Source organism: Mycobacterium pseudoshottsii JCM 15466 (genome assembly GCF_003584745.1).
Classification (GTDB): domain Bacteria; phylum Actinomycetota; class Actinomycetes; order Mycobacteriales; family Mycobacteriaceae; genus Mycobacterium; species Mycobacterium marinum.
The window spans coordinates 996516-1022795 of record NZ_AP018410.1; the positions used below are offsets into that span (position 1 = coordinate 996516).

The window sequence follows — 26280 nt, forward strand, 5'->3', positions numbered from 1 at the left end:
GCGTGATACCCCTTCCACGTGCGTGGCTGCTGACAAGCGCCATGCTGGTCGGTGGCGCGGTCGGGCAATTGGCCGGGGTGGGATCCAGCATTCTGGTTCACACCCGGGTCCGGCCGGACCTGGTTATTGCGCTGGTGGTTGGGATTCCCAGTGTGATTGGCATGTTGGTGATCTTGTTCTCGGGGCGCCGCTGGGTGACGGTGTTGGGCGCGTTCATCCTCGCGTTGGCTCCGGGTTGGTTGGGTGTGCTCGTTGCGATTCAGGTGGCCTCTCATGGCTAAAGACGATCTCGATTCGAACCCGGGAACCGAGCCGTTCGTGCCGGAGTTCGATACCGGTGAACGCTCGGTGCCGTTCGTGCCGGATTTCGATACGGACTCCAAGCCGTTTGCCGGTTTGGCCGCGGTGGTGACGGAGTCGAAGAAGTCATCGGTCGAGCTGGTGGACCTGTCCGAGGTGTCGGCGCCGCTGACAACTCTGGATGGGGATTCTCTGGATGGGGATTCGCCGGCCGAGGGCACCGCTACCCCGGCGCCATCGGTTACCGTGCCGAGTCGGTACGTCTACCTGAAGTGGTGGAAGTTCGTGCTGGTCGTGCTGGGCGTGTGGTTCGGCGCGGCCCAGGTCGGGCTCAGCCTGTTCTACTGGTGGTTTCACACCATCGACAAGACGCTGCCAGTCTTCGTGGTGCTGGTCTACCTGGTGCTGTGCGCGGTGGCCAGCTTGCTGCTGTCAATGGTTCAGGGCAGGCCGCTGATCACGGCGTTGTCGCTCGCGTTGATGTCGGCACCGTTTGCCTCGGTCGCGGCCGCGGCGCCGCTGTATGGCTCCTACTTCTGCGAGCATGCGAGCCGCTGCCTGGCCGGCGTCATTCCCTATTAGGCCACGGGCTGCTGAAGCGCCGCGCCTGCGCCTTCCGGAATATCGGGGGCTTATCGGTCATGGTCTGTTTATCGTTTCCCGGACCAGCCCGGCGGTCGCAACCAAATCGGACACCGAATGGTTCACATTGATGAAGAACCGAAGGCGGGTCGCATCCTTGGATACCGCGGGATACGTGATCGGAAATACTCGTATGCCATTGCGCATGAGTTCGTCATAAAATGCATAGACGCGGTTGAAATCGGCGATCACGGGAACAATGGGGGTGGTCTGGTTGGGCGTGTCCTGTCCTAATGCGCGCCGAAAAGATTCGCTTTTCATCTGTAGCTCCGAAACTAATTCCGGTCGATCTCTGAGTAGCTCTACCGCGCGCAGTGCGGCCGCGGCGAGCGGGCCGGGTAGCCCGGTGCTAAACACGAATCCAGGGCAATTGTATTTTAGATACATAATTAAGTCGGCCGACCCGGCGATGTATCCTCCGCAGCTGCCGAAAGTCTTGCTCAGCGTGCCCATCTGAATATCGACTACTTGGGGTGGCAGCCCGAAGTGTTCGGTGATGCCGCGGCCGGTCTTTCCGACCGTGCCGATGGCGTGTGCCTCGTCAACGAACAGCAGAAACCCGTACTTCTCCTTCAGCTCCGCGATGTCGGCGAGCGGTGGCAGGTCGCCGTCCATGCTGTAAAGGCCCTCGATGCACACCGCCACTCGTCCGGGATGGTCCTTGTGCTGCTCGAGTAGGGATGCGAGGGCGCCGACATCGTTGTGCGGGAAGTGCAGCGACCTGGCCCGTGCCAGCTTCACGCCGACGGCGATGCTGTTGTGGACCCAGTGGTCGCAGATGATCACGTCTTCCTCGGAGAGCAGGAAGCCGAGGGTGGAGACGTTCGTGTTGTATCCGCTGACGAAGGCGAGCGCTTTCTCCTGTCCCAGCAATTCGGCCAGGGCATTTTCCAGGGCGCTGTGAATGTCGAACTCGCCGGCGACAAGTCGGGAAGCGCCCGCGGAGCAGCCGTATCTTTGCGCCGCCGCGGTAGCGCCCTCTTTAACGCGGGGATCCGCACTCAGTCCTAAATAGTCATAGCAGGCAAAGTTGAGGACCGGTCCGTTGCTTCCCTCATATTTTGCGATGTTGCCGTGTGACAGGCTTTGAAAATACGGGTATTCGTCGGTAATGTCCTCGATGCGCTCCAGCAGCTCCATGGGCTCGTAGTAGCTTCGCAATTTCCATGTTGACACTGGCATTCTGATTCCTTGGGTCGCTCGGCCTGGGGTGGAGGCTGCGGAATATTTCTGGATCGAGGCGCAGTTCATCGGCGGCGGTTGCCGAATCCTGGAAACCAGCAGGCGGCCCGACGCGTGTATGTTAGCGAGACTAAAATTTTCGGTGCGGGTAATGGCGTGGTTGAGCTTAAGTGGAATTGTCCACATCGATATACGTTTCCGCACGATCCGACCTTGTGAATGTGCAAATTAGAATTAGTTTCGATTATTAGAAATCATTCGCTTCGCGGGATCTAACTTCACTCCGGACGCGCGCAATGCCGGGCAGCTGATTGGGTGATGGGGCCGGTGTCACCGGCCCGCACCCGCCTCACCCGATGCCGCTGCGGTACGGGCGTGCCGACCGGGCCGCGGTGTTGACCCGGTAGGTCGGTCCAACGCCGTACCCGGCCGTTATGGTGGGTGCCGTGACCCACTATGACGTCGTCGTCCTCGGAGCCGGTCCAGGCGGATACGTGGCGGCCATCCGTGCCGCACAACTTGGCCTGAACACCGCAATCGTCGAACCGAAGTACTGGGGCGGAGTCTGCCTCAACGTTGGCTGCATCCCGTCCAAGGCGCTGCTGCGCAACGCCGAACTTGCGCACATCTTCACCAAGGACGCCAAGGCTTTTGGCATCAGCGGCGAGGCCACCTTCGATTATGGTGTGGCGTTCGACCGCAGCCGGAAAGTGGCCGAGGGCCGCGTGGCCGGTGTGCACTTCCTGATGAAGAAGAACAAGATCACCGAGATCCACGGCTACGGGAAATTCACCGACGCCAACACGCTCTCGGTGGATCTCAATGACGGCGGTACCGAGAAGGTGACGTTCGACAACGCCATCATCGCCACCGGCAGTAGTATCCGGCTGGTGCCCGGCACCTCGCTGTCGACCAACGTGGTGACCTACGAAGAACAGATCCTGACCCGCGAATTGCCCAAGTCGATCATCATCGCCGGAGCCGGTGCCATTGGCATGGAGTTCGGCTACGTGCTGAAGAACTACGGCGTTGACGTCACCATCGTGGAGTTCCTGCCGCGCGCACTGCCCAACGAGGACGCCGAGGTGTCCAAGGAGATCGAGAGACAATTCAAGAAGCTGGGCGTCAAGATCCGGACCGGAACCAAGGTCGAGTCCATCTCCGACGATGGCTCTGCGGTCACGGTGGTCGTGAGCAAGGACGGTAAGTCCGAGGAACTCAAGGCCGACAAGGTATTGCAGGCCATTGGGTTCGCCCCGAATGTCGAGGGCTACGGGCTGGACAAGGCCGGTGTCGCGTTGACCGACCGCAAGGCCATCGGTATCGGCGAGTACATGCAGACCAGCGTCGGGCACATCTATGCGATCGGTGATGTCACCGGGCAGCTGATGCTGGCGCACGTGGCTGAGGCCATGGGGGTCGTGGCGGCCGAGACCATCGCCGGCGCTGAGACCCTGTCCCTGGGCGACTACCGCATGCTGCCGCGCGCCACGTTCTGCCAGCCGCAGGTAGCCAGCTTCGGGCTCACCGAACAGCAGGCGCGTGATGAGGGCTACGACGTCAAGGTTGCCAAGTTCCCATTCACGGCCAACGGAAAAGCCCATGGCCTGGGCGACCCCAGTGGCTTCGTCAAACTGGTGGCCGACGGCAAGCACGGCGAGCTGTTGGGTGGGCACCTGGTCGGACACGACGTGTCGGAGCTGTTGCCGGAGCTGACCTTGGCGCAGAAGTGGGACCTCACGGCAACAGAGTTGGCGCGCAACGTGCACACTCACCCGACGATGTCCGAGGCGCTACAGGAGTGTTTCCACGGCTTGGCCGGGCACATGATCAACTTCTGAGCATGATTCGCACCGAAGCGGTGTTGGGCGGGGCCGGCGGTGTGACCGCCGGCTACCTCCTGTGGCTGGTGGCCATATCGATCGGTGATGATCTCACGACGGTAGGTCAGTGGAGCCTGGTCATATTGCTGCTGTCGGGTCTGCTCGCGGTTGGTGCGGCGCTGGTGGGTTTGCTGATGCGCTGGCGTAACAGGTACGGCTGGTCGGCATTCGTGTTCGGCCTGCCCGTGCTGCCGGTGGTGCTGACCCTGGCCGTGCTGGCCGACATCTACTTCTGAGGCTTTCAGCTGTTGGTGCTGGTCAGAAGTGGGTTGCCGAGCCGATTTGGCGATCCACGTGGACAGGATTTCGCGGTGGGTTGCGGTGTGCGCGGATTGAGCCATGCCACCGCGGCGCCGCTGCGGCCTTCGTGCCGCCCCAGAGGCCGCTGATCACCGTCCAGGTAGACCAGCCCGGAGTCCCGCGAGCCGATCCGCACCCACTGGACCGGTAGCTATCCTCGCCGCGATGGGGTTGAACTACCGGTCCGGGGCGTCGGAATCCAGATTATTTATGTGGGTAATGCCCTACCGCTGGTCGCTTCGGTCAAGCCGTGTTCCCAGGCGGCCGGCAACATCGGCACTCGTGAACCATGGCCGGACTCGCCATTGCCCAGAATCGTCAGCCCCGCGGGCGATTGAACGGGTCGATTGACAGCGGTACCGGCAAATCCCATTGCATTTTGCCCGGAAGCCACTTCCGGAACCTTGCCGATGGTCGGGGCAGGCATTGTAATTGACGCCAGCCCGGCGTCGGGCATGCCACCTAGCTGCCAATTATCTTCCGCTGCCGCAAGCTCGGTACCTGCGGTTTCTTGGCGTTGGTCGACGGACTTCGTCTCCAAACATGTCTGGTCAGCAAGGTACTGGCCGATGCCGACCGGCAAGGCGATCGGCAACGTCGTCGCAAGCGCAATCGGTATTCCGATCAGCGAGCTGACGAGCGCAACTGGCAACAGGGCCGCCAAAAGCGGAGGCGTCACGATAATTATCGCGATAGCGATGTAAAACGCGAAGACGACCACAGAAAACGCGAGGGCAATAAGAATCGGGATGAGTAAAATTGCAAAAATTATTGTGCACGCGTTGATTGCGAAAACCAAGAAGAATGTTATCGCAATGAGGTTGATCAATATCGCAAGAATGATTTCGATAATATCCAACGGTTGTGCCAGTAGGGGGGCGCGACGTTGGTGGCTGTGCCGATCTGGGTGTTGAGTATGGGCGGGGCTGGTGTGGTGTGGGGCATCGAGGCCAGCGTCGTGCCCGAGACGACTTGATAGGCACTCATGGTGGTGGCCGCTTGGACCCACATCCGCGCGTAGTCGGCTTCGTTGAGCGTGATGGGGATGGTGTTGAGCCCAAAGAAATTGGTCGCGACCAGCGCCGTGTGGGTGGTGTGGTTGGCGGTCAGCTCCGCCAGTGTCGGCATCGCAGCCAGCGCACTGGTGTAGGCCCCGGCCGCCACCTCGTGCTCGGCCGCCGTCGCCGCGTAGTCGGCGCTGGTGGTGGTCAGCCACGCCAAGTACGGCGCGTGCGCGTCGACATAGCTCTGCGCGCTGGTCCCCTGCCATGCTGCGGCCTGTACCCCGCCCAGCAAGGTGGTGAGTTCTTCTGCCGCCGAGGTGTGTTCGGCGCAAAGTGCCGTCCATGCCGTCGCGGCCTCGTGCAGGGGCCCGGGGCCCGGTCCCGCGCTGAGCAACGCCGAATGTACCTCCGGCGGCGAAGCCATCCAGACGGATGCTGTCACAGTATTCCTCCCGAAATTTGATCCGCCACTGAACATCTCCACGACCAACGCAAGATCAAGCGACGCCTACCAGGCAACGGCGTAGTGCGAGAACGGGTCTCCCTCGCGCCGCAGCGTCAGAATTGTCGTGGGGTGCTGAAATTTACCAGGGCGTAGATGAGACCGGTAACCGAGTCCCGTGGGCACGCGGGTCCCATCTTGTGGCGCCTGCTGCTGCTGTGCGCGACGGCCTAGCGGGGGTTGTCCAGCGGTACGCCAAGCGCGGTGATTGTCGCCGCCAACGCATCGTATTGGGTTGCCAGCAGGCAGAACTCGATCAACCGGCGGCGGTTGAGGTGAATCTCGAGCTGCTCCCAGGTGGCGGGTGTGACCGATCGGTTCTTGATCAGTTCGTCGGTGGCAGTGAGCAGCGCCTGTTGTCGGGAGCTGAGGACCCTTCGGGGGCCGTCTCCCTGCGGAGCGTCAGGCCACGCGAAGATCGTGGCCTGCGCCTGGGCGTCCAGCCCGGCGGCGCGCGCCATCCGGCGGTGATGCTGCAGCTCGTACTCGCAGGACCGCAGGTGCGCTACCCGCAGGATCACCAACTCGGTATCGATCCTCGGTAGCCGTCCGTGCAGCAGACGCCCCGAGTAGATCGCCCAAGTCCAGAACAGGTACTGCCGGTAGCCCAGCGCGGTGAACAAGTGCATTTCCGGCGCCCGGACCGAACGGGTGGCCAGCTTGGCCAGCGCCCAGTTGACGGGCCCGAGCTGGCGGATGCCGCCCGACGGGATGCGCGCGACCTGGTCCCCCGTCATGGCTGCTTCACCAGGTAGGGGGACACGGTGCTGCGATGCTCGTCGAGATCGAGTGCGCGCCCGAGGGCGGGGAATGCCCGTTGGGGACAGTTGTCGCGTTCGCAGACTCTGCAACCGGCGCCGATCGGCGTGGCCGCGATATTCGGATCGCCGGACAAATCGAGTCCTTCCGAGTAGACGAGCCGGTGCGCGTGGCGAAGTTCGCAACCCAACCCGATCGCGAACGTTTTACCCGGCTGACCATACCGGGCTGCGCGACGCTCGACGGTCCGGGCCACCCACATGTAGTTACGGCCATCGGGCATCTGCGCGATCTGCACCAGGATTTTGCCCGGGTTGGCGAAGGTCTCATAGACGTTCCACAGCGGGCAGGTTCCGCCGCTGGAAGAGAAGTGAAAACCCGTGGCGGACTGCCGTTTTGACATGTTGCCGGCACGGTCGACCCGGATGAACGAAAACGGGACGCCGCGCATCGACGGTCGCTGCAGCGTCGAGAGCCGGTGCGCGATGGTTTCATAGCTCACCGAGTAGAACGCCGACAGCCGCTCGACGTCGTAGCGGAAATTCTCGGCGACGTCATGAAACTGGCGGTAGGGCAGTACCGCGGCCGCGGCGAAGTAGTTGGCCAGTCCGAGGCGCGCCAGCGTGCGTGACTCATCACTGGTGAACTTGCCGTCGGTCACCATGGCGTCGATCAGATCGCCGAACTCGAGATAGGCGAGCTCGGCGGCCATCTTGAACACCTGCTGGCCCGAGGCGAGGTGATTGCTGATTTCCAGCGTCTTGGTCGCGGGGTCGAAGCGATGCAGCACCGTGTCGCCCAGATCGATCCGTCTGGTGATTCGCACGCCGTGCACCTCGGTGAGGCGGCGCGTCAGCTCGCTGCGCAGATCGCCATGGTGCAACCGCATCTGGATTGTCAGATCCTCGGCCGCGGCGTCGAGCTCGTGCAGATAGTTCTGGCGTTGGTAGAAGTAGTCGCGCACCTCTTCGTGGGGCATGGTGATCGACCCGGTACCGCTGCCGTCGGAGTAGCGCTCCTCGGTAGCGGCGGCCAGCTGTGCGGTGGTGATTCGGTAGCGGCGGTGCAGGTTGACCATCGCGCGGGCCAGGCTGGGATGCGCGCTGACCATTTCGGCGACTTCGGTCGGGTCGACGCTGATGTCCAGATCCCGGTCCATCGTCACCTCGCGTAGCTCGGCGACCAGCCGAGTGTCGTCTTGCGAGGAGAAGAAGGTGGCGTCGACTCCGAATACCTCAGTAATGCGCAGCAGCACCGCGACCGTCAGTGGGCGAACGTCGTGCTCGATCTGGTTGAGGTAGCTCGGCGAGATTTCCAGTAGCTGGGCGAGCGCGGCCTGGCTGAAGCCCCGCTCGTTACGGAGCTGGCGGACCCGCGAGCCGACGAACGTCTTGGACACGCAAGCGAGCCTAGTGAGACAGGTCGGGTCATGTGAAGGCCTGGTTAGCAGAGTTGGCACGCCGACGGGGACAGGTAGTCGATTGGTGTTTCCGGTGCGTCGTTGGCATGATTCGCAACGAGACTCCCAGGGATTAGCTGGGGTTCACGCTAGGAGGAAACGGGGAGTTAAGCCGTGAGCCTGGACAAAGAAATGATGCCGGTGCCGGACGGTCACCCTTCGGTGTTCGATCGTGAGTGGCCGCTGCGCGTCGGCGATATCAACCGCACCGGAAGGTTGCGGTTGGACGCGGCATGCCGGCACATCCAGGACATCGGTCAAGACCAGCTGCGGGAGATGGGTTTCGAGGAAACCCATCCACTCTGGATCGTTCGGCGCACCATGGTCGACCTGATCCGCCCCATCGAATTCCAGGACATGCTGCGGTGTCGGCGTTGGTGTTCGGGAACCTCCAACCGGTGGTGTGAGATGCGTGTTCGCATCGATGGCCGCAAAGGCGGGCTGATCGAGTCGGAGGCGTTCTGGATCCACGTTAATAAGGAAACCGAGATGCCGGCGCGCATTGCCGACGACTTCCTGGCGAGTCTGCACAAGACCACCGCCGTGGAGCGGCTTCGCTGGAAGGGCTACCTCAAGCCCGGTAGCCGCGACGATGCAACCGAGATACACGAGTTCCCGGTCCGGGTCACCGACATCGACCTGTTCGATCACATGAACAACTCCGTGTACTGGAGCGTGATCGAGGACTACCTGGCCTGCCACAGCGAGTTGCTGCAGGCGCCGCTGCGAGTCACCATCGAGCATGAGGCGCCGGTCGCGCTGGGCGACAAGCTCGAGATCATTTCGCACGTTCACCCGGCCGGCTCCACCGATAAGTTCGGCCCGGGCCTGACCGACCGCACTGTTACAACTCTCACATATGCGGTTGGCGACGAGACGAAAGCCGTCGCCGGACTCTTCTCGCTTTAACCGGACAAGCGTACGGGTAAATCCCCTTTGATCTGCGAATTTTAGTTACTGGCGGGTAGCTTCTGTAACGGTTCAGTAATCACCCGACTTCGCAAGCTTTGCAAAATGGCCGGAAGTCGTAGCCGAAATTTGCAAGTGAAATGGGTGGACCAGGGGGAATGGGCTATGTCATGGTCGTGTTAGCACACGAGTGAAGTTGAGCCCACGGAGAACTTTCTAGATGTCTTCTAGAAGCTCTCTAGGCCGCCGCCCGGCGGTGGTGGTCTCAGAAATTCAGCAATGTAGTGACCGTAAAAGGAGCCGTCCAATGTCTGTCGTTGGCACCCCGAAGAGCGCTGAGCAGATCCAGCACGACTGGGACCACAACCCCCGGTGGAAGGGCATCACCCGCACCTACACCCCGCAAGACGTCGTCGCCCTGCAGGGCCACGTCGTCGAGGAGCACACCCTGGCCCGTCGCGGCTCCGAGGTGCTCTGGGAGCAGCTGCACGACATGGACTTCGTCAACGCGCTGGGCGCGCTGACCGGTAACATGGCCGTCCAGCAGGTGCGTGCCGGCCTGAAGGCCATCTACCTGTCGGGTTGGCAGGTCGCCGGTGACGCCAACCTTTCCGGCCACACCTACCCGGACCAGAGCCTGTACCCCGCCAACTCGGTGCCGCAGGTCGTCCGTCGTATCAACAACGCGCTGCTGCGCGCTGACGAGATCGCCAAGGTCGAGAACGACCGCTCGGTCGACAACTGGCTGGTGCCGATCGTCGCCGACGGTGAGGCCGGCTTCGGTGGTGCGCTCAACGTCTACGAGCTGCAGAAGGCCATGATCGCCGCCGGTGTCGCCGGTTCGCACTGGGAGGACCAGCTGGCCTCGGAGAAGAAGTGTGGCCACCTGGGCGGCAAGGTGCTGATCCCCACCCAGCAGCACATCCGGACCCTGACCTCGGCCCGTTTGGCAGCCGACGTTGCCGATGTCCCGACCGTGGTCATCGCCCGGACTGACGCCGAAGCGGCCACCCTGATCACCTCCGACGTTGACGAGCGGGACCGCCCGTTCATCACCGGCGAGCGCACCAAGGAAGGCTTCTACCGGATCAAGAACGGTCTGGAGCCCTGCATCGCCCGCGCCAAGGCCTACGCGCCCTTCTCCGACCTGATCTGGATGGAGACCGGCACCCCGGACCTGAAGCTGGCCAAGCAGTTCGCCGAGGGCGTCAAGGCGGAGTTCCCCGACCAGATGCTCGCCTACAACTGCTCGCCGTCCTTCAACTGGAAGAAGCACCTCGACGACGAGACCATCGCCAAGTTCCAGAAGGAGCTGGGTGCGATGGGCTTCAAGTTCCAGTTCATCACCCTGGCCGGCTTCCACGCCCTGAACTACTCGATGTTCGATCTGGCCTACGGCTACGCCCGCAACCAGATGTCGGCCTACGTCGAGCTGCAGGAGCGGGAGTTCGCCGCCGAGGAGCGCGGCTACACCGCAACCAAGCACCAGCGTGAGGTGGGTGCCGGTTACTTCGACCGCATCGCCACCACGGTGGACCCGACCTCGTCGACCACCGCGCTTGCCGGTTCGACCGAAGAGGGCCAGTTCCACTGAGCTGACTGATTGCCGAGCAGACGCAGACTCGCACTTCTGCAGCGCAGTTGATGTGAGTTTGTGTCTGCTCGCCAGGGAAGTTGACAGCGTAGGCCCCGCCCAGCCAACCTGGGCGGGGCCTATTGCAATGCGTCACAAAATCGATTCGCGGGAGAGAAAATAGATGGGCAGCGATGCAGCAATCCAGCGAGTAGGGGTTGTCGGTGCCGGACAGATGGGATCCGGCATTGCGGAGGTCTCGGTGCGTGCCGGCGTCGAAGTCACGGTGTTCGAGACCACCGAGGCGTTGATCACCGCGGGCCGCAACCGCATCGTCAAGTCGCTGGAGCGTGGCGTCAGCTCAGGCAAGGTCACCGAGCGTGAGCGTGACCGCGCCCTGAGCCGGCTGACGTTCACCACCGACCTGAATGACCTGGCCGACCGGCAGCTGGTGATCGAGGCCATCATCGAGGACGAGGCCGTCAAGACGAAGGTCTTTGCCGACCTCGACCGCGTGGTCACCGATCCTGACGCGGTGCTGGCGTCGAACACGTCGAGCATCCCGATCATGAAGGTTGCCGCGGCCACCAAGAATCCGCGGCGAGTGCTGGGGCTGCACTTCTTTAATCCGGTACCGGTGCTTCCGCTGGTCGAGTTGGTCAGCACGCTGGTCACCGACGAAGCCGCCGTGGCTCGCACCGAGGAGTTTGCTAGCGCGGTGCTCGGGAAACAGGTGGTGCGCTGTTCGGATCGCTCCGGCTTTGTGGTGAACGCACTCCTGGTGCCGTATCTGCTGTCGGCGATCCGCATGGTGGAGGCCGGATTCGCTACCGTCGAAGACGTCGACAAAGCGGTTGTTGCCGGGCTGTCTCATCCAATGGGCCCGCTGCGGCTTTCCGATCTTGTCGGCTTGGATACCCTGAAGTTGATTGCCGACAAGATGTTTGAGGAATTCAAGGAACCGCATTATGGTCCGCCGCCACTGTTGTTACGCATGGTAGAGGCGGGTCAGTTGGGTAAGAAGTCGGGCCAAGGTTTTTATACCTACTGAAATTTCCAGCTGCCTCACATGCGGCTCACGTGAAGGTCACAGCCCCGAGGTGGCGTCGTTGCAGTCGTGTGACAGGCGTTTTGAACATCGGGTAGTATTTGCCCCGGATCGACAGATGAGAGGTAGTTTTCCGGAATGACCGAGCTGAGGCCGTTTTACGAAGAATCGCAATCAATCTACGACGTTTCGGATGAGTTCTTCGCGCTATTTCTAGACCCGACGATGGCGTACACCTGTGCGTACTTCGAGCGGGACGACATGACGCTGGAGGAGGCGTCCAACGCGAAGTTTGACTTGGCGCTGGGCAAGCTGAACCTCGAGCCCGGGATGACTTTGCTCGACATCGGCTGCGGCTGGGGCGGCGCGCTGCAGCGGGCGGTAGAGAAGTATGACGTCAACGTCATCGGTATCACGCTGAGTCGCAATCAATTCGAGTACAGCAAGGCCAAGATGGCCAAGATTCCCACCGAGCGCACCGTTGAGGTGCGGCTGCAGGGATGGGAAGAATTTGAGGACAAGGTCGACCGCATCGTCACCATCGGCGCTTTCGAAGCGTTCAAGATGGAGCGCTACGCGGCCTTCTTCGAGCGCTCGTACGACATTCTCCCCGACGACGGCCGGATGCTGCTGCACACGATTCTCACCTATACGCAGAAACAGCTTCATGAGATGGGCGTCAAGGTGACGATGAGTGACGTCCGATTCATGCGATTCATCGGCCAAGAGATATTTCCCGGCGGACAGTTGCCGGCGCAGGAAGATATTTTCAATTTTGCGCAGGCGGCCGGATTTTCCGTTGAAAGAGCGCAATTGCTGCAGCAGCATTACGCGCGGACGCTCAACATCTGGGCGGTGAATCTGGAGGCCAGGAAGGAAGAGGCCATCGCCATGCAGTCCCAGGAGATCTACGACAAGTACATGCACTACCTGACGGGATGCGAGAACTTCTTCCGCAAGGGCATCAGCAACGTGGGGCAGTTCACCTTGGTCAAGTAGGTCACCCAGACCTGGAAGTACGCGGTACGCCCGGCGGATGATTCCGTCGGGCGTTTCTGCGTCAATTGGGGGGTGTCAGACGGGTCAAGCTGGGGCGGCGGGGCCGCGGCGCGATACACCAAGACACTCGCAAGCGCTCATGCGGCCGGCGCACGGCCCGTTCCCGACAACGCCAACGCCAAGCCGCCGATCGCGTCCCGCGGAACGCGACCGGGCGGCTAGCCGGTGTGGCTACTTCTCCAAAGTGAACTGATCGATGTCGGTGTAGCCCTGGCGGAACAGCTTCGCGCAACCCGTGAGGTACTTCATGTAGCGGTCGTAGACCTTCTGCGACTGGATGGCGATGGCCTCTTCCTTCTTGGCTTCCAGCGCGGCGGCCCAGATTTCCAGCGTCCGTGCGTAGTGCAGTTGCAGCGACTGCACCCGAGTCACCTTGAAGCCCGCCGCGGTCGCGTGTTCTTCGACCGTCGGGATTGTTGGCAGCCAGCCGCCGGGGAAGATCTCGGCGAGGATGAATTGTGAGAAGTGCACGATTTCGTGGGTCAGCGTCAGCCCCTTCGCCCGGGCCTCCTTGAAGGTGGGGCGGGCGATGGTGTGCAGCAACATGATTCCGTCGGCCGGCAGCGCTTGGTAGGCCATCTTGAAAAAGTGCGCGTAGCGCAGGCGGCCGAAGTGTTCGAAGGCGCCGATCGAGACGATGCGGTCGACGGGCTCGTCGAACTTCTCCCACCCTTCCAGCAGCACCCGACGGCTGCGGGAGGTGTCGATCTGGTCGAACATCTGCTGAACGTGGGCGGCCTGGTTCTCCGACAACGTCAGGCCGACAACATTGACGTCGTACTTCTCAATGGCACGCCGCATCGTGGCGCCCCAGCCGCAGCCGATGTCCAGCAAAGTCATCCCGGGCTCGAGGTTCAGTTTGCCCAGCGCCAGATCGATCTTGGCGATCTGCGCCTGCTCGAGGGTCATGTCGTCACGCTCGAAATATGCGCAGCTATAGGTCTGGCTCGGGTCGAGAAATAGCCGGAAGAAATCGTCAGACAAATCGTAATGGGCTTGCACATTGCCAAAATGCGGCGTGAGCTGGACGGACATAGTGATGGAGCCTTTCTGTTCCACAGGGCTTAGCTCAGCGCACGCTGGCGTGCCCCCCGGTTGCCCCCATGAATGGTAGCTGCTTTACAGCGGTACAGAACCCACGCCGGTATCCGGCGGATATCGCGGATGCCTGGTAGGAGGCTAGGCAGTTGCCTAGTCGTCCACCCGTGGGGGCACGATCGGCGACGGGTGCGGCTGGTCACGGAACTTCTCCAGAGAGCCGCCGGCCTCCACGATGCCGCACAGTGCGCTCCAGCTCAGCATTGTCAGGTAGTCGATGAGTTCGTCGCTGGTCGTCCGCGGGTCCGACATCCAGGAGTGGGTAGCCAGCTGCACACCGCCGACGATCAGGTATGCCCACGGTTCCACGCCGCCGGTGTCCATCCCGGCCTCGGCCATGCGCCGGCGCAGCATCACCGCGAGCATGCGGGCGATGATGCGCTCCGAGTCGGCGATGACTTTGCTCTTGCTGGCCGAGCTGTTGGCCATCACGAACCGATACGGTTCCGGTTCGGCGGCGACGGTTTCGACATAGACCCGGATGATCTCGCGAGCCAGGTCGAAGCCGTCCAGGTTGGAGGACAGCGCTGCCGCCATGTTGGGGATCAAGGTGGTTTGCGCAAAGCGCATTATCACCGCGGTCGTCAGATCGTTCTTGTCGACGAAGTAGCGGTAGAGGACCGTCTTGGAGACCCCGATCTCGGCCGCGATCTCATCCATGCTCAGGAAGCGGCCGTGTCGGCGGATCGCGACGATCGTGCCGTCGACAAGCTCGTTGCGCCGCTCCACCTTGTGTTGGTGCCAGCGCCGCTTGCGACCATCTGTTTTCCCCGTCATAGCCGGGATACGCTCTACCACTTTCTGCTGGTTTCCACTTACTAGACGCCCTTGATACTACGGCTTGTGCAGTTACATATGGCGCATCGGCGGTGCGTGCGCGAGGCCCCACAACAGTGCAGTCACACTAACCCGTGGCAGTTATAGCGGATGATGGTGTGGTGGCACACAGAGCCGAGCCTTCGAGTTCGCCGCCGGCATCGATACACCGGATGTCTTTTGCTGAGTCGTTCGCCGGCGCCGATCCGCAGGAAGATGCGGCCCGGCGGGTGGGCCTGCGTCGGATGAAACTGGTGGCGCTGGGGTTCCTCGTCGGCGCCACCATCGTGTTCCTGGCATGTCGGTGGGTGCAGGCTCAAGGTGGGGCGCCGCTGTGGGTCGGTTACCTCGGTGCCGCCGCGGAGGCCGGCATGGTCGGTGCGCTGGCCGACTGGTTCGCGGTGACGGCGCTGTTCAAGCATCCACTGGGGATCCCGATCCCGCACACCGCAATCATCAAACGCAAGAAAGACCAGCTGGGCGAGGGGCTGGGCACGTTCGTCCGGGAGAACTTCCTGTCGGCCCCGGTGGTGGAAACCAAGTTGCGCGATGCGCAGGTCCCCGGCCGGCTGGGGAAATGGCTCGCGGATTCCGGGCATGCCCAACGGGTGGCGGCCGAGGCCGCCACGGTGCTGCGGGTGCTGATGGAGCTACTGCGCGACGATGACGTCCAGCACGTGATCGACCGGATGATCGTGCGTCGTATCGCCGAGCCGCAGTGGGGTCCGCCGGTGGGGCGGGTGCTGCAGACCGTCCTGGCCGAGAACCGGCAGGAAGCCCTGATCCAGCTGCTGGCCGACCGTGCCTTTCAGTGGTCACTGAACGCGGGGGTGATCATTCAGCGGGTGGTCGAGCGCGACTCGCCAACGTGGTCGCCGCGATTCGTCGACCACATGGTTGGCGACCGCATCCACCGCGAGTTGATGGATTTCACCGACAAAGTTCGGCGCAACCCCGATCACGAACTGCGCCGTTCGGCGACCCGCTTCCTGTTCGAGTTCGCTGACGATCTCCAGCACGATCCGAGCACCATTGCGCGCGCCGACACCATCAAAGACCAGTTGATGGCCCGCGACGAGGTCGCCAATGCCGCGGCGACCGCATGGAAAACCATCAAGCGGCTGGTGCTCGAGGGCGTTGACGACCCGTCCAGCGTCTTGCGCAGCCGGATCGCCGAAACGGTGGTCCGAATCGGCGAATCACTGCGCGACGACGGCGAGCTGCGCGACAAGGTGGACGACTGGATGGTGCGGGCGGCGCAGCACTTGGTCTCGCAGTATGGGGTCGAGATCACGGCAATCATCACCGAGACGATCGAGCGTTGGGACGCCGAGGAAGCCAGTCGGCGCATCGAACTACACGTCGGCCGTGACCTGCAGTTTATTCGGATCAACGGCACGGTTGTGGGGGCGCTGGCCGGTTTGGTGATCTTCGCTATCGCGCACTTGCTGTTCTGAGGGTGCTAACAAGCGCTTGCAAAAGCAAGCACCTCTCCGTACCCTTGGGTGCGTAAACGACTACCACTAGCGAGGGAGTGCACCGATGCCGGGGGAGGAAAAGCTGGGCGCCAAGGTGTCCGCGGTGTCCTCTAAGGCCTCCGATATTGGCAGCTTCATCAGGACGCAACGCGAGAATGCGCACGTCTCGATGCGGCAGCTTGCGGAGCGCTCCGGTGTCAGCAATCCTTACCTGAGCCAAGTCGAGCGTGGGCTGCGCAAGCCGTCCGCTGATGTCTTGGCCCAGATTGCGAAGGCGCTGCGGGTATCCGCCGAGGTCCTTTATGTGCGTGCCGGGATTCTCGAACCGAGCGAGACCAGCCAGGTGCGTGACGTCATCATCACCGACACGGCCATCACCGAGCGTCAAAAGCAAATTCTGTTGGATATCTATGCGTCGTTTACCCAGCAGAACGAAGCCGTCCGTGAGGAGTGTTCGAGCCCATCTGAAATTGACGATTGATTAAGTGGTCGGCCGCCAGATGTGAGATTGGCGACGTCTAGAGCGCCGGCCGTCGGGTAACTCAATAGGGATAGACGTTGCGAATGCGCCGTCGAGTACGCGTCTGCGGGTTTGTGTGACCGGCAATCGCGAACCGCGGGAACGGGTTCTGACCAGCGAAAAATCAGGCCTGTATTGGCAACTGGAAACTGGACCGTCCACCGATCCGACGACTCAGGAGGTTCCCCGCAATCCGCGCGCTACGGCAATCCGTGGGTCTTGACTATTCCCCCAGAGGAGCCGACGCATGCCCCAACTTCCATTTCAAGTCTCGATAGCGCCAATAACGACAAACAATCCATGAAAGGAAACAACATGGCTGAAAACACGAACATCGAGGACCTGCGGGCGCCGCTGCTTGCCGCGCTCGGTGCCGCCGACCTGGCTCTGGCCACCGTCAACGACCTGATCGCCAACCTGCGTGACCGCGCCGAAGAGACCCGCACCGACACCCGTAGCCGGGTCGAGGAGAGCCGCGCTCGCCTGACCAAGCTGCAGGAGGACCTGCCGGAGCAGTTCACCGAACTGCGTGAGCGTTTCACCTCCGACGAGCTCCGCAAGGCTGCCGAGGGTTACCTGGAGGCCGCCACCGGCCGGTACAACGACTTGGTTCAGCGCGGCGAGGCCGCCCTGGAGCGGTTGCGTAGCCAGCCGGCCTTCGAGGACGTGTCGGCTCGCGCCGAGGGTTACGTGGACCAGGCTGTGGAGCTGACCCAGGAGGCGCTGGGCACCGTCGCGACGCAGACCCGCGCCGTCGGTGAGCGCGCCGCCAAGCTGGTCGGCATCGAGCTGCCGAAGAAGGAAGAACTCGAGGCTCCCGCCAAGAAGGCTCCCGCCAAGAAGGCTCCGGCCGCCAAGAAGGCGCCTGCCAAGAAGGCTCCGGCCAAGAAGGCTCCGGCCAAGAAGGTCACCCAGAAGTGATCCGGGCCGAGCTCGGCTCGGACCGATAACATTCACGATTCGACTCCGAGTCGCCCAGTCGGGCGGCTCGGAGTCGGCGTTTTTGGCCCGCGAGTCGCCGGTAAGGCGGCTCGGAGTCGACGTTTTGGCCAATGCCCGCATAGTCTTTAGGGGTGAGCCAACTCGTAGGTACCGTCCTGTTGGTCCTGCAGATCGCCGTCCTGGTAACGGCCGTGTACGCGTTTGTGCATGCAGCGATGCAGCGGCCTGATGCCTATACCGCCGCTGACAAGCTGACCAAGCCGGTGTGGTTGGTGATTCTCGGCGCGGCTGTGGCACTGACCTCCATCCTGGGCTTCGTCTTCGGCGTGCTCGGGATGGCGATAGCCGCGTGTGCGGCCGGGGTCTATCTGGTCGACGTGCGGCCCAAGCTGCTCGAGATTCAGGGCAAATCCCGCTAGCCGGATGAAAGTCCTGTTGGCCGCGCCAGTCGCGGTGCTTATCGCCATGCTGAGCGCGCCTGATGCTGCGGCCGATGCGGGTGCCGGAGATGCCAGCGCCGCGCAGCCAGTTCATTCGCCGCCGTTCGTGGACCACACCGAATGGGCGCAGTGGGGGTCATTGCGGGGCCTGCGCGTGTTCCCGACGTCGGCCGGGCGCGCGGCCGCCAGCCAGTTCGGCATGACCGCCGCGGCCGCGGAGGAGGCGTGGGCGGAGGTACTGGCGTTGGCTCCGGAGGCCGACACCCCTGGCATGCGGGCACAGTTCGTCTGTCACTGGGATTTCGCCGAGGTCGCAGCACCCGGCAAGAGCAGCTGGAATCTCGAGCCGTGGCGCCCGGTGGTCGATGACGCCGAGATGTTTGCCTCAGGCTGCAATCCGGGCGGCCCTGAAGAGGCCGAACTTTCACGGGCGGTTGTGTCGTCTGCAGACGGGGGTCAGTCTTGATGCCGGGTCAACCAACCCGAGACCAGGTGGCGGCGTTGGTGGATCACACCCTGCTCAAGCCCGAGGCTACTGCCGCCGATGTGGTGGCCCTGGTGGCAGAAGCCGCCGACCTCGGCGTTTACGCGGTCTGCGTTTCGCCGTCGATGGTGCCCGCCGCGGTCTCGGCCGGCGGCGTCCGGGTAGCCACGGTGGCGGGTTTCCCGTCGGGCAAGCATGCCTCGGCGATCAAGGCGCATGAGGCGGCGCTTGCCGTTGCCTGCGGTGCCGTTGAGGTCGACATGGTCATCGATGTCGGTGCCGCGCTGGCCGGGCACCTCGATGCGGTGCGGTCCGACATCGAGGCGGTGCGTTGCGCGACCTCCGGGGCGGTGCTGAAGGTGATCGTTGAGTCGGCGGCGCTATTGGGTCTGGCCGACGAGTCCACGCTGATCGGCGTGTGCCGGGTCGCCGAGGACGCCGGAGCGGACTTCGTCAAGACGTCTACCGGCTTTCATCCCGCAGGCGGCGCCTCGACGCGCGCCGTCGAAGTGATGGCCAGCGCCGTCGGCGGACGACTCGGGGTCAAGGCCAGCGGCGGCATCCGGACCGCCACCGACGCGGTCGCGATGCTCAGTGCCGGTGCAACCAGGCTGGGCCTGTCCGGCACCCGAGCGGTCCTCGAGGGGCTCGGCCAGAACTGATCTGCGGTTACACCGCGCTCAGAGGTTGGCGAAACAGGGATTCTGGCTACCGGTCGGGATGGTGGCGTTGCGGGTGGAGAAGTGGCTGACCACACCGGTCGTGGTGACTTGAACGCTGTCCGCGTGGATCCCCAGTGGATAGTTCCTGGTCAAGTCTGCGGTGAAGTCGTTCAGTGTCGACTGCACCGCTTCCTTCGGCAGTGAGAAGCCCAGCGTATTGAAGCTCACGATCTGCAGCTCCAACCCCTTGCCGGACACCACTGGCCTGGCGATGATGTCGTTGAGCATGCCCTTGAGTTCGATGGTGCCGTCGGCGGGGTGTGTCACCACGCTGTTGGTGACGAACTCGCCGAGGATCGGGATCGCGTTCTGCACCGATTCCTTGATGCCATCCGATGTCCAGGAAATGGTGGCATCCAGTGCTCCAAGTGTGCCCGCGGAGTTCGGCGTGCTCTTGAGATGGACATCTTGAATGCTGATTCGAAGCTTCATGCCCTTGGCGTCACGCACCTGGTTGCCCGCCGTCTCGACCGTGATGTTGGTGAAGTGGCGGGTTGCCAACTGCCACAACAACAGGGGCGCCACGCCGAACGACGCGGTGGCCTTGTCTTTGACCTCACATGCCACCGCGGCGGCAACCTTGCCGTTGGCGACATGGCGAGCGTAGAGCTCGCTGGCGATCACGCCGGCGAGGACCAGCGAGAACACGATGATCAGAATCAAAAAGATGGATAGTGGGTCCCGGCGTGAGCGTCGTTTGCGCGTTCCCGCCAGCGGCTCTTCCTCTGGCGTGGCAACCGACGTCGTCTTACTGGCGCTCGAGGCGGGCGGAGAAGTGGATTCCGGCCGCCGCGAATCGGCGTTGCTGGCGGCGATGGGCTCCGTCTGCTGCGGGCCGATGCCGGCCATCGTCGGCGGCTCTTGCTGGGGGTTGGCGGGCTCGCCCGAACGGAACGGCCCACCAGACGGGTCAACCGGGGACGGGGCCCGGCCAAGGGGGCCTTGATTGCTGGGACGCGACCAAGTCGACGGGCCCTCGTTGGGTGGGCCTTGCGGGTTCGTCACCTACGCGATTGTGCCTTATCAGTCTGAGTGAAGCGCGATTGGTTGCGCAGCATTCCTATGTTGTCGCGTGCCGCACCTACCTTGGCGAGGTCGATGTCGGCGACAACGAGTTGCGGGTCCGACCCCGCTGACGCCACCACTTCACCCAGCGGGGAGGCGACCAGGCTGCCGCCCACCCCTCGCGGTGCACCGGAACCTCCGCCCGGATCCGACGCGGTGTCTCCCGGGTCGGCCTGACCCGCCGCGGCCACATAACTGGCCGAATCCAGGGCCCTGGCGCGGGCCAGTAGCGTCCACTGGTCAAGTTTGCCAGGGCCTGAGCCCCAGGAGGCGCTGACCACGATCAGTTCGGCGCCGCGCCGAGCCAGCTCGGTGTAGAGGGCCGGAAAGCGGATGTCGTAGCAAACTGTCAAACCGACCTGGACGTCGTCGACCGTGACCACTACCGGCTCGTGTCCCGGCGCGACGGTACGCGACTCGGCAAAGCCGAAGGCGTCGTAGAGGTGGATCTTGTGGTAGTGGTCATCTGGCTGATTCGGTGCGCCCGGACCCGCTGCGAACAGTGTGTTTGATACCCGTCCGGCATCGGCGGGGGTAAACATCCCCGCCACCACCGTTATTCCGGTCTGGGCGGCGATCCGGCGCACTCCGTTGGCCCAGGGGCCGTCCAGGGGCTGTGCGACGGGTCCCAACGGGACGCCGAACCGGCACATGGTCGCTTCGGGGAACACCACCAGCCTGGCGCCGGCATCCGCCGCCCGCTCGGCATAGTCACGCACCAGCTCAAGATTTGCTGTTGGGTCAGTGCCACTGAGAATCTGTGCCAGCGCGATTCGCATAGCAGCCAGCTTAGGACCCCTGGAAGCGGGTCAGAGGCCGCCAGGGTGGCCGCCCGTGCCGCCGGAGCTGCCTCTATTGCCTACTGGCGCCTTACTGGAGCCGCCGCTGCCGCCCGCAACCTGTTGGCCGTTCAAGGTGCTGGCGCCGCCCTTGCCGCCGGTGCCTCCGCTGCGGCCGACGCCACCGCCAGTGTCACCGCCCTTACCGCCGTCGCCGCCGTATCCGCCGTATCCGGCGTTGCCAAGGCCGCCGGTGCCCCCCATACCGCCACCACCGCCGAAGCCGGTGCTGGAACCGCCGTCTCCGCCGCGACCAGCATTGCCTCCCGTGGCACCGATACCGCCGTTACCGCCGTTGCCCCCCGCTGCCGGCAACGCTTTCGAGATCGGTGGCGCCCCCGCCTTTGCCGCCGTTACCCCCAACGCCACCAGTGGAGGTGCCGTTACCACCGCCGCCGCCGGTGCCGCCGGCGCCGCCGGTGGCTTGGAAACCGTCAGCTGCGCCGCCGGCGCCGCCGCGACCCCCGGTGCCTCCGGTGGTACCAGAGCCGCCAGCGCCGCCGCTGCCGCCGGTGGCTTGGAAACCGCCACCTGCGCCGCCGGTGCCCCCGTCACCCCCAGCGCCGGCGATCACACCGTTGCCGCCCTCGCCGCCCTCGCCGCCCTCGCCGCCCTTGCCGCCGTTGCCGCCGTTGGGGTTGACAGTGTTAAGGGTCCCGACGCCGTTGCCGCCGTTGCCCCCGGCGCCGCCATCACCTCTGATCGCGCCGTCGCCCCCGTCGCCCCCGTCGCCCCCGTTGCCCCCGTTGCCACCGTCGCCGCCGCTGCCGCCGTTGCCTCCAGCGATATTTGACCCGTTGCCGTGCCCTCCATCGCCGCCGTTGCCGCCGTTGCCCCCCAAGCCGGTGACCACGGTGCCGTTGCCGGCGTTGCCGCCCTTGCCGCCGTTGCCGCCGTTGCTGCCGTTGCCGCCGTTGCTGCCGTTGCTGCCGTTGCTGCCGTTGTCGCCGTTGTCGCCGTTGCCGCCGTTGCCGCCGGTGCCCCTGATGGTGCCGCCGCCGCCGAAGCCGCCGTTGCCGCCGTTGCCGCCGATGCCACCACTGCCGCCGTTGCCGCCCTTGCCCCCGGTGCCGCCGGTAGCGCCGTAGCCGCCCAAGCCGCCACCGCCGCCGTTGCCGCTGTTACCGCCGGTGGAGCTGTTGCCGGGGCCGCCGTTGCCGCCGTTGCCGAAGGCGCCGCCATCGCCGCCGTGCCCGCCGGCACCGCCGTCAAAGCCGGCCGGGTGGGCGGTGGTGCCAGCGCTGCCGCTGCCGCCGTCGCCGCCGTCGCCGCCGTTGCCGCTGATGGGGCTGTAGCCGCCGAGGCCGCTGAGTCCGATGGTCTCGCCGATTCCGCCTTTACCGCCGGCCCCGCCGACCCCGGGGTAGCCGCCGTTGCCGCCGTCACCACCGTCGCCGCCGTCGCCGGCCAGGGCCCCACCGTTGCCCCCGTACCCGCCGGCGCCGCCGGCGCTGCCGGCGCTGCCGTCGGTGCCCGAGCCCCCTGGGGTGATCGCGGTCAGCCCGCGTGTTCCGTTGACACCGTCACCGCCGTCACCGCCGTCACCGCCGTCGCCGCCGTCGCCGCCGTTGCCGTAGGCCCCGCCGTTACCTCCGGTCCCGCCGGCCCCGCCGGCGATATCGACCGCACCCCGCCCGCCGTTTCCGCCGCTTCCGCCGTCCCCGCCGCTGGTGGGGCTGTGCCCGCCCAGGCCGGTGAGTCCGGTGCTGGAGCCGACACCGCCCGTGCCGCCGGCCCCACCGGCACCGGTGTTACCGCCGTGGCCGCCGTCGCCGCCGGCTCCACCGGCACCGGTGTTACCGCCGTGGCCGCCGTCGCCGCCGGCTCCACCGGCACCGGTGTTACCGCCGTGGCCGCCGTCGCCGCCGGCTCCACCGAACCCGACCGCACCGTCTCCGCCGCGGCCTCCGTCGCCGGCGAGCCCGCCGGCCCCACCGACCCCGCCGTTGCCGCCGGCGCCGCGGGTTCCGTCGGCGTAGCCGGCCGCTTGTGCCTGTCCGCCGGCCCCGCCGTTACCGCCGTCGCCGCCGGCCCCACCGGCCGCGCCGGATCCGCCGTCCCCGCCACGGCCACCGTTGGGGTTCGCGGCGGTGCCGTGATCCCCGGCCCCGCCGTTCGCGCCGGACCCGCCGAAACCACCGGTGCCGCCGGCCCCGCCATCCCCGCCGGCCCCGCCACGGCCTCCGTTGGGGTTCGCGGCGGTGCCGTGATCCCCGGCCCCGCCGTTCGCGCCGGACCCGCCGAAACCACCGGTGCCGCCGGCCCCACCGGCGCCGGCTTGGGCGCCCCCGGCCCCGCCGGCGCCGCCCGCGCCACCGCCGCCGCCGGCGAATCCCTGCGTGCTGGAAGCGCCCGCGGTGGTGGCGTCGACCCCATTGCGTCCGTCGCCGCCGGCTCCGCCGGCCCCGCCGTCGCCGTAGGCCCCGCCGGCCCCGCCACGGCCACCCTCAAACCCCACACCGCTGGTGCCCGAACCGCCCGCGCCGCCGGCCCCACCGTCCCCGCCGTCACCGTAGAACCCGCCGTTGCCGCCGTTGCCGCCGTTGCCGCCGTTGCCCCCGTTGCCGGCGTTGCCGCCGTTGCCGCCGTTGCCGCCGTTGCCGCCGTCCCCGCCGGCCGCGTCGCCCCGCGCGATCCCGTCACCACCGGCCCCGCCGGCGCCGCCATTGCCATACTTGCCGCCGTTACCGCCGGCCCCGCCACGCCCGCCGGTGGCGGGACTGTCACCGCCGTCGCCACCGGCGCCGCCATCACCGCCGCTGGTCGGGCTATGCCCGGACAGGCCGGACAGGCCGTTGCTCGAGCCGGCGCTGCCGGACCCGCCGGCCCCACCGGTCCCGGTGTCACCGCCGTGGCCGCCGTCCCCGCCGGCCCCGCCGCCGGTCGTGTATGCGTCACCGCCGTCACCGCCGTCACCGCCAGCCCCGGCCAGCCCGCCGGCCCCGCCGGCGCCGCCGGATCCTCCGGCGCCGCGAACGCCGTCGGTGTAGCCGGCCGCCAATGCCTGACCACCGGCGCCACCGTTACCGCCGGCCCCGCCGGCCCCGCCGGCCCCGCCGGCCCCACCGTCGGCACCGGACCCACCGTCACCCCCGCGGCCACCATCAAGGTGGGCGATGGTGGCCCGGTCTCCGGCCGTGCCGGCCGCACCCGAGCCGCCGGCCCCACCGTCGCCGCCGGTGCCACCGGCTCCGCCGTCGCCCCTGTGGCCGGCCAGGGCACCACCCAGGCCACCGGCCCCGCCATTGCCGCCGGCCCCGCCATCCTCACCGGCGGTGCCCGAGCCGCCCGGGGTGTCCGCGCTCACCCCCCGCTGCCCGGCGATGCCCGTACCGCCGGCACCACCGGTACCGCCGTTGCCGAACACCCCGCCGTTGCCACCGACCCCACCATCACCGGCGATCCCGCCGGGCACGGTGCTATCGGCCCCGCGCCCTCCGCTACCGCCATTACCGCTCAGTGGGCGGGCACCTTCGCTGCCATGAGCGCCCGCGATCGAGCCGGCCCCGCCGGCGCCGCCAGCACCACCCACACCGGGGGTGCCGCCATCACCGCCGGCACCACCGGTACCGCTGCCACCACCGGCAAACGTGCCCGTGGCCCCCACACCACCATCACCGGCCAGCCCACCGGCCCCACCGGCACCGCCGGCCCCGCCGGCACCCTGGCCGCCGAAGAAGCTGATCAACCCGCCCGCACCCCCGGCGCCGCCGGTCCCCCCGGCCCCGCCGGTACCGCCATCACCGCCATCTCCGCCGTCACTGCCCAACACCAGCCCGTCCGCGCCGCCACCACCGGCACCGCCGACACCCCCGTCGCCGCCGGCACCGGCCAGCCAGCCGCCCCGCCCCCAACGCCCCCATCACCGGCACGGCCGCCATCACCACCGGTCTGGCCCGCACCCCCGGTGCTACCGCCATCACCGGCACCACCGCCACCCCCGGCCCCACCGTGGCCGATCAGCCCCGCCGCACCACCGGCCCCGCCGGTACCGCCGGCGCCACCACCGCCGACCTCACCACCCACCCCGCCGGCACCACCGTCGCCGCCGCCGCCATAGACCAGCCCGCCCTGCCCGCCGCCGCCACCGGCACCGGCACCGCCATCGAGACCCATGCCCTGCCCGCCGGCACCGCCGGCCCCGCCCGCACCCCACAACCACGCTCGACCCGCCGCACCGCCAACACCACCGCTAAGCGCACCCACCCCGCCGGCGCCACCGTCGCCGCCGCCGCCATAGACCAGCCCGCCCTGCCCGCCGCCGCCACCGGCACCGGCACCGGCACCGAGACCCATGCCCTGCCCGCCGGCACCGCCGGCCCCGCCCGCACCCCACAACCACGCTCGACCCGCCGCAGCACCAACACCACCGCTAAGCGCACCCACCCCGCCAGCACCACCATCCCCGCCGGCACCCCACAACCAGCCGCCATTGCCGCCCACCCCGCCCGCACCGCCGGCCCCCGAGGCGCCGCTGAGCCCGCCCGCACCACCGGCCCCGCCTCGCCCGATCAACCCCGCCGAACCACCCGCCCCACCGCTTTGACCCACCCCGCCCGAACCCCCATTACCCCCGTTACCCCACAACAAACCCCCCCCGCCCCACCGGCTTGCCCCGTCCCGGCCGCCCCATCAGCGCCATCACCGATCAACGGCCGCCCCCACAACGCCACCGCCGGCCCGTTCACCGCCCCCCCACACGCCCCGCTCAATCACCCCTAGCGGCGACAACGTCCCCACCGCAGCCGCCTCAGCCCCCGCAGCCCCGGCCCCCAACGCCCGCGCGAACCGCTGCTCAAACTCCGCCCACTGCCCACACACCGCCTGATACTCGCGACCAAACCCCCCAAACAACGCCGCAATCGCCACCGACACCTCATCACCGGCAGCCGCCGTCACCGACGTCGTCGCCCCCGCCGCCGCCGCATTAGCCGCACCCACCACCGACCCAATCCCGGCCACATCGGTTGCCGCCGCCGCCACCCACTCCGGAACCACACTCACAAACGACACAACACCCACCGCCCATCCACCCAAAGGCCAACAGAGTTCGACCCGGACCCAACCGGTCCAAACACGCTATATCCGCAGGTCAGCGATGCATCTGTAGAAAAATCAGATCGTCAAAAGTTGAGTAGCACCGCTCCCGCACGCCGCCCACCAGCGTCTTAGCCACCCCAACCCGAACTGCATAAACAACCACCGGCAGCCACCAAACCCGTCTCAACATCGAGACGGACGGACACGCCCTGCAGT

Annotated in this window: 22 protein-coding genes and 2 pseudogenes; 14 read left to right on the forward strand and 10 right to left on the reverse strand. The window is 65.9% G+C overall.

Annotation, left to right across the window (positions count from 1 at the left end):
- Nucleotides 1-2: 2 nt before the first annotated feature.
- Nucleotides 3-281 carry a putative holin gene (locus tag MPSD_RS04505; protein ID WP_012392727.1) on the forward strand — a complete coding sequence of 93 codons (279 nt, stop codon included), beginning with the start codon at nucleotides 3-5 and terminating at the stop codon, nucleotides 279-281.
- On the forward strand, nucleotides 274-882 hold the full coding sequence (locus tag MPSD_RS04510) for a hypothetical protein (RefSeq protein WP_012392728.1): 609 nt from the start codon (nucleotides 274-276) through the stop codon (nucleotides 880-882). The genes MPSD_RS04505 and MPSD_RS04510 overlap by 8 nt, the downstream gene beginning before the upstream one ends.
- A gap of 57 nt (nucleotides 883-939) precedes the next feature.
- Here the strand turns inward: MPSD_RS04510 and MPSD_RS04515 are convergent, their stop codons facing one another.
- Nucleotides 940-2082, reverse strand: a complete 1143-nt coding sequence (locus tag MPSD_RS04515) for an aminotransferase class I/II-fold pyridoxal phosphate-dependent enzyme (RefSeq protein WP_232022751.1) — start codon at nucleotides 2080-2082, stop codon at nucleotides 940-942.
- 488 nt (nucleotides 2083-2570) lie between these two features.
- Between MPSD_RS04515 and lpdA the strand changes: the two genes are divergently transcribed.
- Both lpdA and MPSD_RS04525 read left to right on the forward strand, forming a co-directional pair.
- Complete coding sequence (gene lpdA / locus MPSD_RS04520; protein WP_086085604.1) at nucleotides 2571-3965, forward strand: dihydrolipoyl dehydrogenase; 1395 nt, start codon at nucleotides 2571-2573, stop codon at nucleotides 3963-3965.
- A gap of 2 nt (nucleotides 3966-3967) precedes the next feature.
- Nucleotides 3968-4243: a hypothetical protein gene (locus MPSD_RS04525; RefSeq protein ID WP_011740227.1), complete on the forward strand. Its 276-nt coding sequence runs from the start codon at nucleotides 3968-3970 to the stop codon at nucleotides 4241-4243.
- 272 nt (nucleotides 4244-4515) lie between these two features.
- Here the strand turns inward: MPSD_RS04525 and MPSD_RS04535 are convergent.
- From MPSD_RS04535 to ramB, 3 genes and pseudogenes are all read right to left on the reverse strand, one after another.
- Nucleotides 4516-5753, reverse strand: a pseudogene (locus MPSD_RS04535) (PPE family protein).
- A 230-nt stretch (nucleotides 5754-5983) separates the two neighbouring features.
- Complete coding sequence (locus MPSD_RS04540; RefSeq protein ID WP_086085601.1) at nucleotides 5984-6550, reverse strand: carboxymuconolactone decarboxylase family protein; 567 nt, start codon at nucleotides 6548-6550, stop codon at nucleotides 5984-5986.
- On the reverse strand, nucleotides 6547-7971 hold the full coding sequence (ramB, locus tag MPSD_RS04545) for an acetate metabolism transcriptional regulator RamB (protein WP_012392734.1): 1425 nt from the start codon (nucleotides 7969-7971) through the stop codon (nucleotides 6547-6549). Before ramB ends, MPSD_RS04540 begins: the two co-directional genes overlap by 4 nt.
- Nucleotides 7972-8145: 174 nt before the next feature.
- Between ramB and MPSD_RS04550 the strand changes: the two genes are divergently transcribed.
- From MPSD_RS04550 to MPSD_RS04565, 4 genes are all read left to right on the forward strand, one after another.
- Nucleotides 8146-8940 carry an acyl-[acyl-carrier-protein] thioesterase gene (locus tag MPSD_RS04550; protein ID WP_015354445.1) on the forward strand — a complete coding sequence of 265 codons (795 nt, stop codon included), beginning with the start codon at nucleotides 8146-8148 and terminating at the stop codon, nucleotides 8938-8940.
- A gap of 307 nt (nucleotides 8941-9247) precedes the next feature.
- Nucleotides 9248-10534, forward strand: a complete 1287-nt coding sequence (aceA, locus tag MPSD_RS04555; RefSeq protein ID WP_012392736.1) for an isocitrate lyase — start codon at nucleotides 9248-9250, stop codon at nucleotides 10532-10534.
- 163 nt (nucleotides 10535-10697) lie between these two features.
- Nucleotides 10698-11564: a 3-hydroxybutyryl-CoA dehydrogenase gene (locus MPSD_RS04560; RefSeq protein WP_012392737.1), complete on the forward strand. Its 867-nt coding sequence runs from the start codon at nucleotides 10698-10700 to the stop codon at nucleotides 11562-11564.
- A gap of 135 nt (nucleotides 11565-11699) precedes the next feature.
- The gene (locus tag MPSD_RS04565) at nucleotides 11700-12560 is read left to right on the forward strand and encodes a cyclopropane mycolic acid synthase family methyltransferase (RefSeq protein ID WP_086085600.1); all 861 of its coding nucleotides are present in this window, start codon (nucleotides 11700-11702) and stop codon (nucleotides 12558-12560) included.
- A gap of 231 nt (nucleotides 12561-12791) precedes the next feature.
- On the opposite strand, the gene pcaA is transcribed toward MPSD_RS04565, so the two are convergent.
- Nucleotides 12792-13655, reverse strand: coding sequence for a cyclopropane mycolic acid synthase PcaA (gene pcaA / locus MPSD_RS04570; protein ID WP_011742094.1), 864 nt, complete (start codon nucleotides 13653-13655; stop codon nucleotides 12792-12794).
- Nucleotides 13656-13811: 156 nt separating this feature from the next.
- Complete coding sequence (locus MPSD_RS04575; protein WP_086085599.1) at nucleotides 13812-14516, reverse strand: TetR/AcrR family transcriptional regulator; 705 nt, start codon at nucleotides 14514-14516, stop codon at nucleotides 13812-13814.
- 137 nt (nucleotides 14517-14653) lie between these two features.
- On the opposite strand from MPSD_RS04575, the gene MPSD_RS04580 reads away from it, so the two are divergent.
- The 6 genes from MPSD_RS04580 to deoC all read left to right on the forward strand — a co-directional run bounded on the left by MPSD_RS04580 (nucleotide 14654) and on the right by deoC (nucleotide 19060).
- On the forward strand, nucleotides 14654-15991 hold the full coding sequence (locus MPSD_RS04580; RefSeq protein WP_020788731.1) for a DUF445 domain-containing protein: 1338 nt from the start codon (nucleotides 14654-14656) through the stop codon (nucleotides 15989-15991).
- A gap of 85 nt (nucleotides 15992-16076) precedes the next feature.
- A complete protein-coding gene (hbhR, locus tag MPSD_RS04585; protein WP_012392742.1) occupies nucleotides 16077-16493 on the forward strand; it encodes a transcriptional regulator HbhR in 417 nt (138 codons plus the stop codon).
- Between the two features lie 354 nt (nucleotides 16494-16847).
- On the forward strand, nucleotides 16848-17453 hold the full coding sequence (hbhA, locus tag MPSD_RS04590; RefSeq protein ID WP_086085603.1) for a heparin-binding hemagglutinin HbhA: 606 nt from the start codon (nucleotides 16848-16850) through the stop codon (nucleotides 17451-17453).
- A 152-nt stretch (nucleotides 17454-17605) separates the two neighbouring features.
- Complete coding sequence (locus tag MPSD_RS04595; protein ID WP_015354451.1) at nucleotides 17606-17893, forward strand: DUF2516 family protein; 288 nt, start codon at nucleotides 17606-17608, stop codon at nucleotides 17891-17893.
- Nucleotides 17894-17897: 4 nt separating this feature from the next.
- Complete coding sequence (locus MPSD_RS04600) at nucleotides 17898-18380, forward strand: DUF2599 domain-containing protein (protein WP_020788728.1); 483 nt, start codon at nucleotides 17898-17900, stop codon at nucleotides 18378-18380.
- Nucleotides 18380-19060, forward strand: coding sequence for a deoxyribose-phosphate aldolase (gene deoC / locus MPSD_RS04605; protein ID WP_011742101.1), 681 nt, complete (start codon nucleotides 18380-18382; stop codon nucleotides 19058-19060). Before MPSD_RS04600 ends, deoC begins: the two co-directional genes overlap by 1 nt.
- Nucleotides 19061-19078: 18 nt before the next feature.
- Here deoC and MPSD_RS04610 read toward each other — a convergent pair whose 3' ends face one another.
- The 4 genes and pseudogenes from MPSD_RS04610 to MPSD_RS30660 form a co-directional block, all read right to left on the reverse strand.
- The gene (locus MPSD_RS04610) at nucleotides 19079-20125 is read right to left on the reverse strand and encodes an LmeA family phospholipid-binding protein (RefSeq protein ID WP_174524118.1); all 1047 of its coding nucleotides are present in this window, start codon (nucleotides 20123-20125) and stop codon (nucleotides 19079-19081) included.
- A complete protein-coding gene (locus MPSD_RS04615) occupies nucleotides 20122-20964 on the reverse strand; it encodes a carbon-nitrogen hydrolase family protein (RefSeq protein WP_020788726.1) in 843 nt (280 codons plus the stop codon). The genes MPSD_RS04610 and MPSD_RS04615 overlap by 4 nt, the downstream gene beginning before the upstream one ends.
- 30 nt (nucleotides 20965-20994) lie before the next feature.
- Complete coding sequence (locus MPSD_RS28860) at nucleotides 20995-21339, reverse strand: hypothetical protein (RefSeq protein WP_232022752.1); 345 nt, start codon at nucleotides 21337-21339, stop codon at nucleotides 20995-20997.
- Nucleotides 21311-26037, reverse strand: a pseudogene (locus tag MPSD_RS30660) (PE family protein). The gene MPSD_RS28860 and the pseudogene MPSD_RS30660 overlap by 29 nt, the downstream one beginning before the upstream one ends.
- Between the last annotated feature and the right edge of the window lie 243 nt (nucleotides 26038-26280).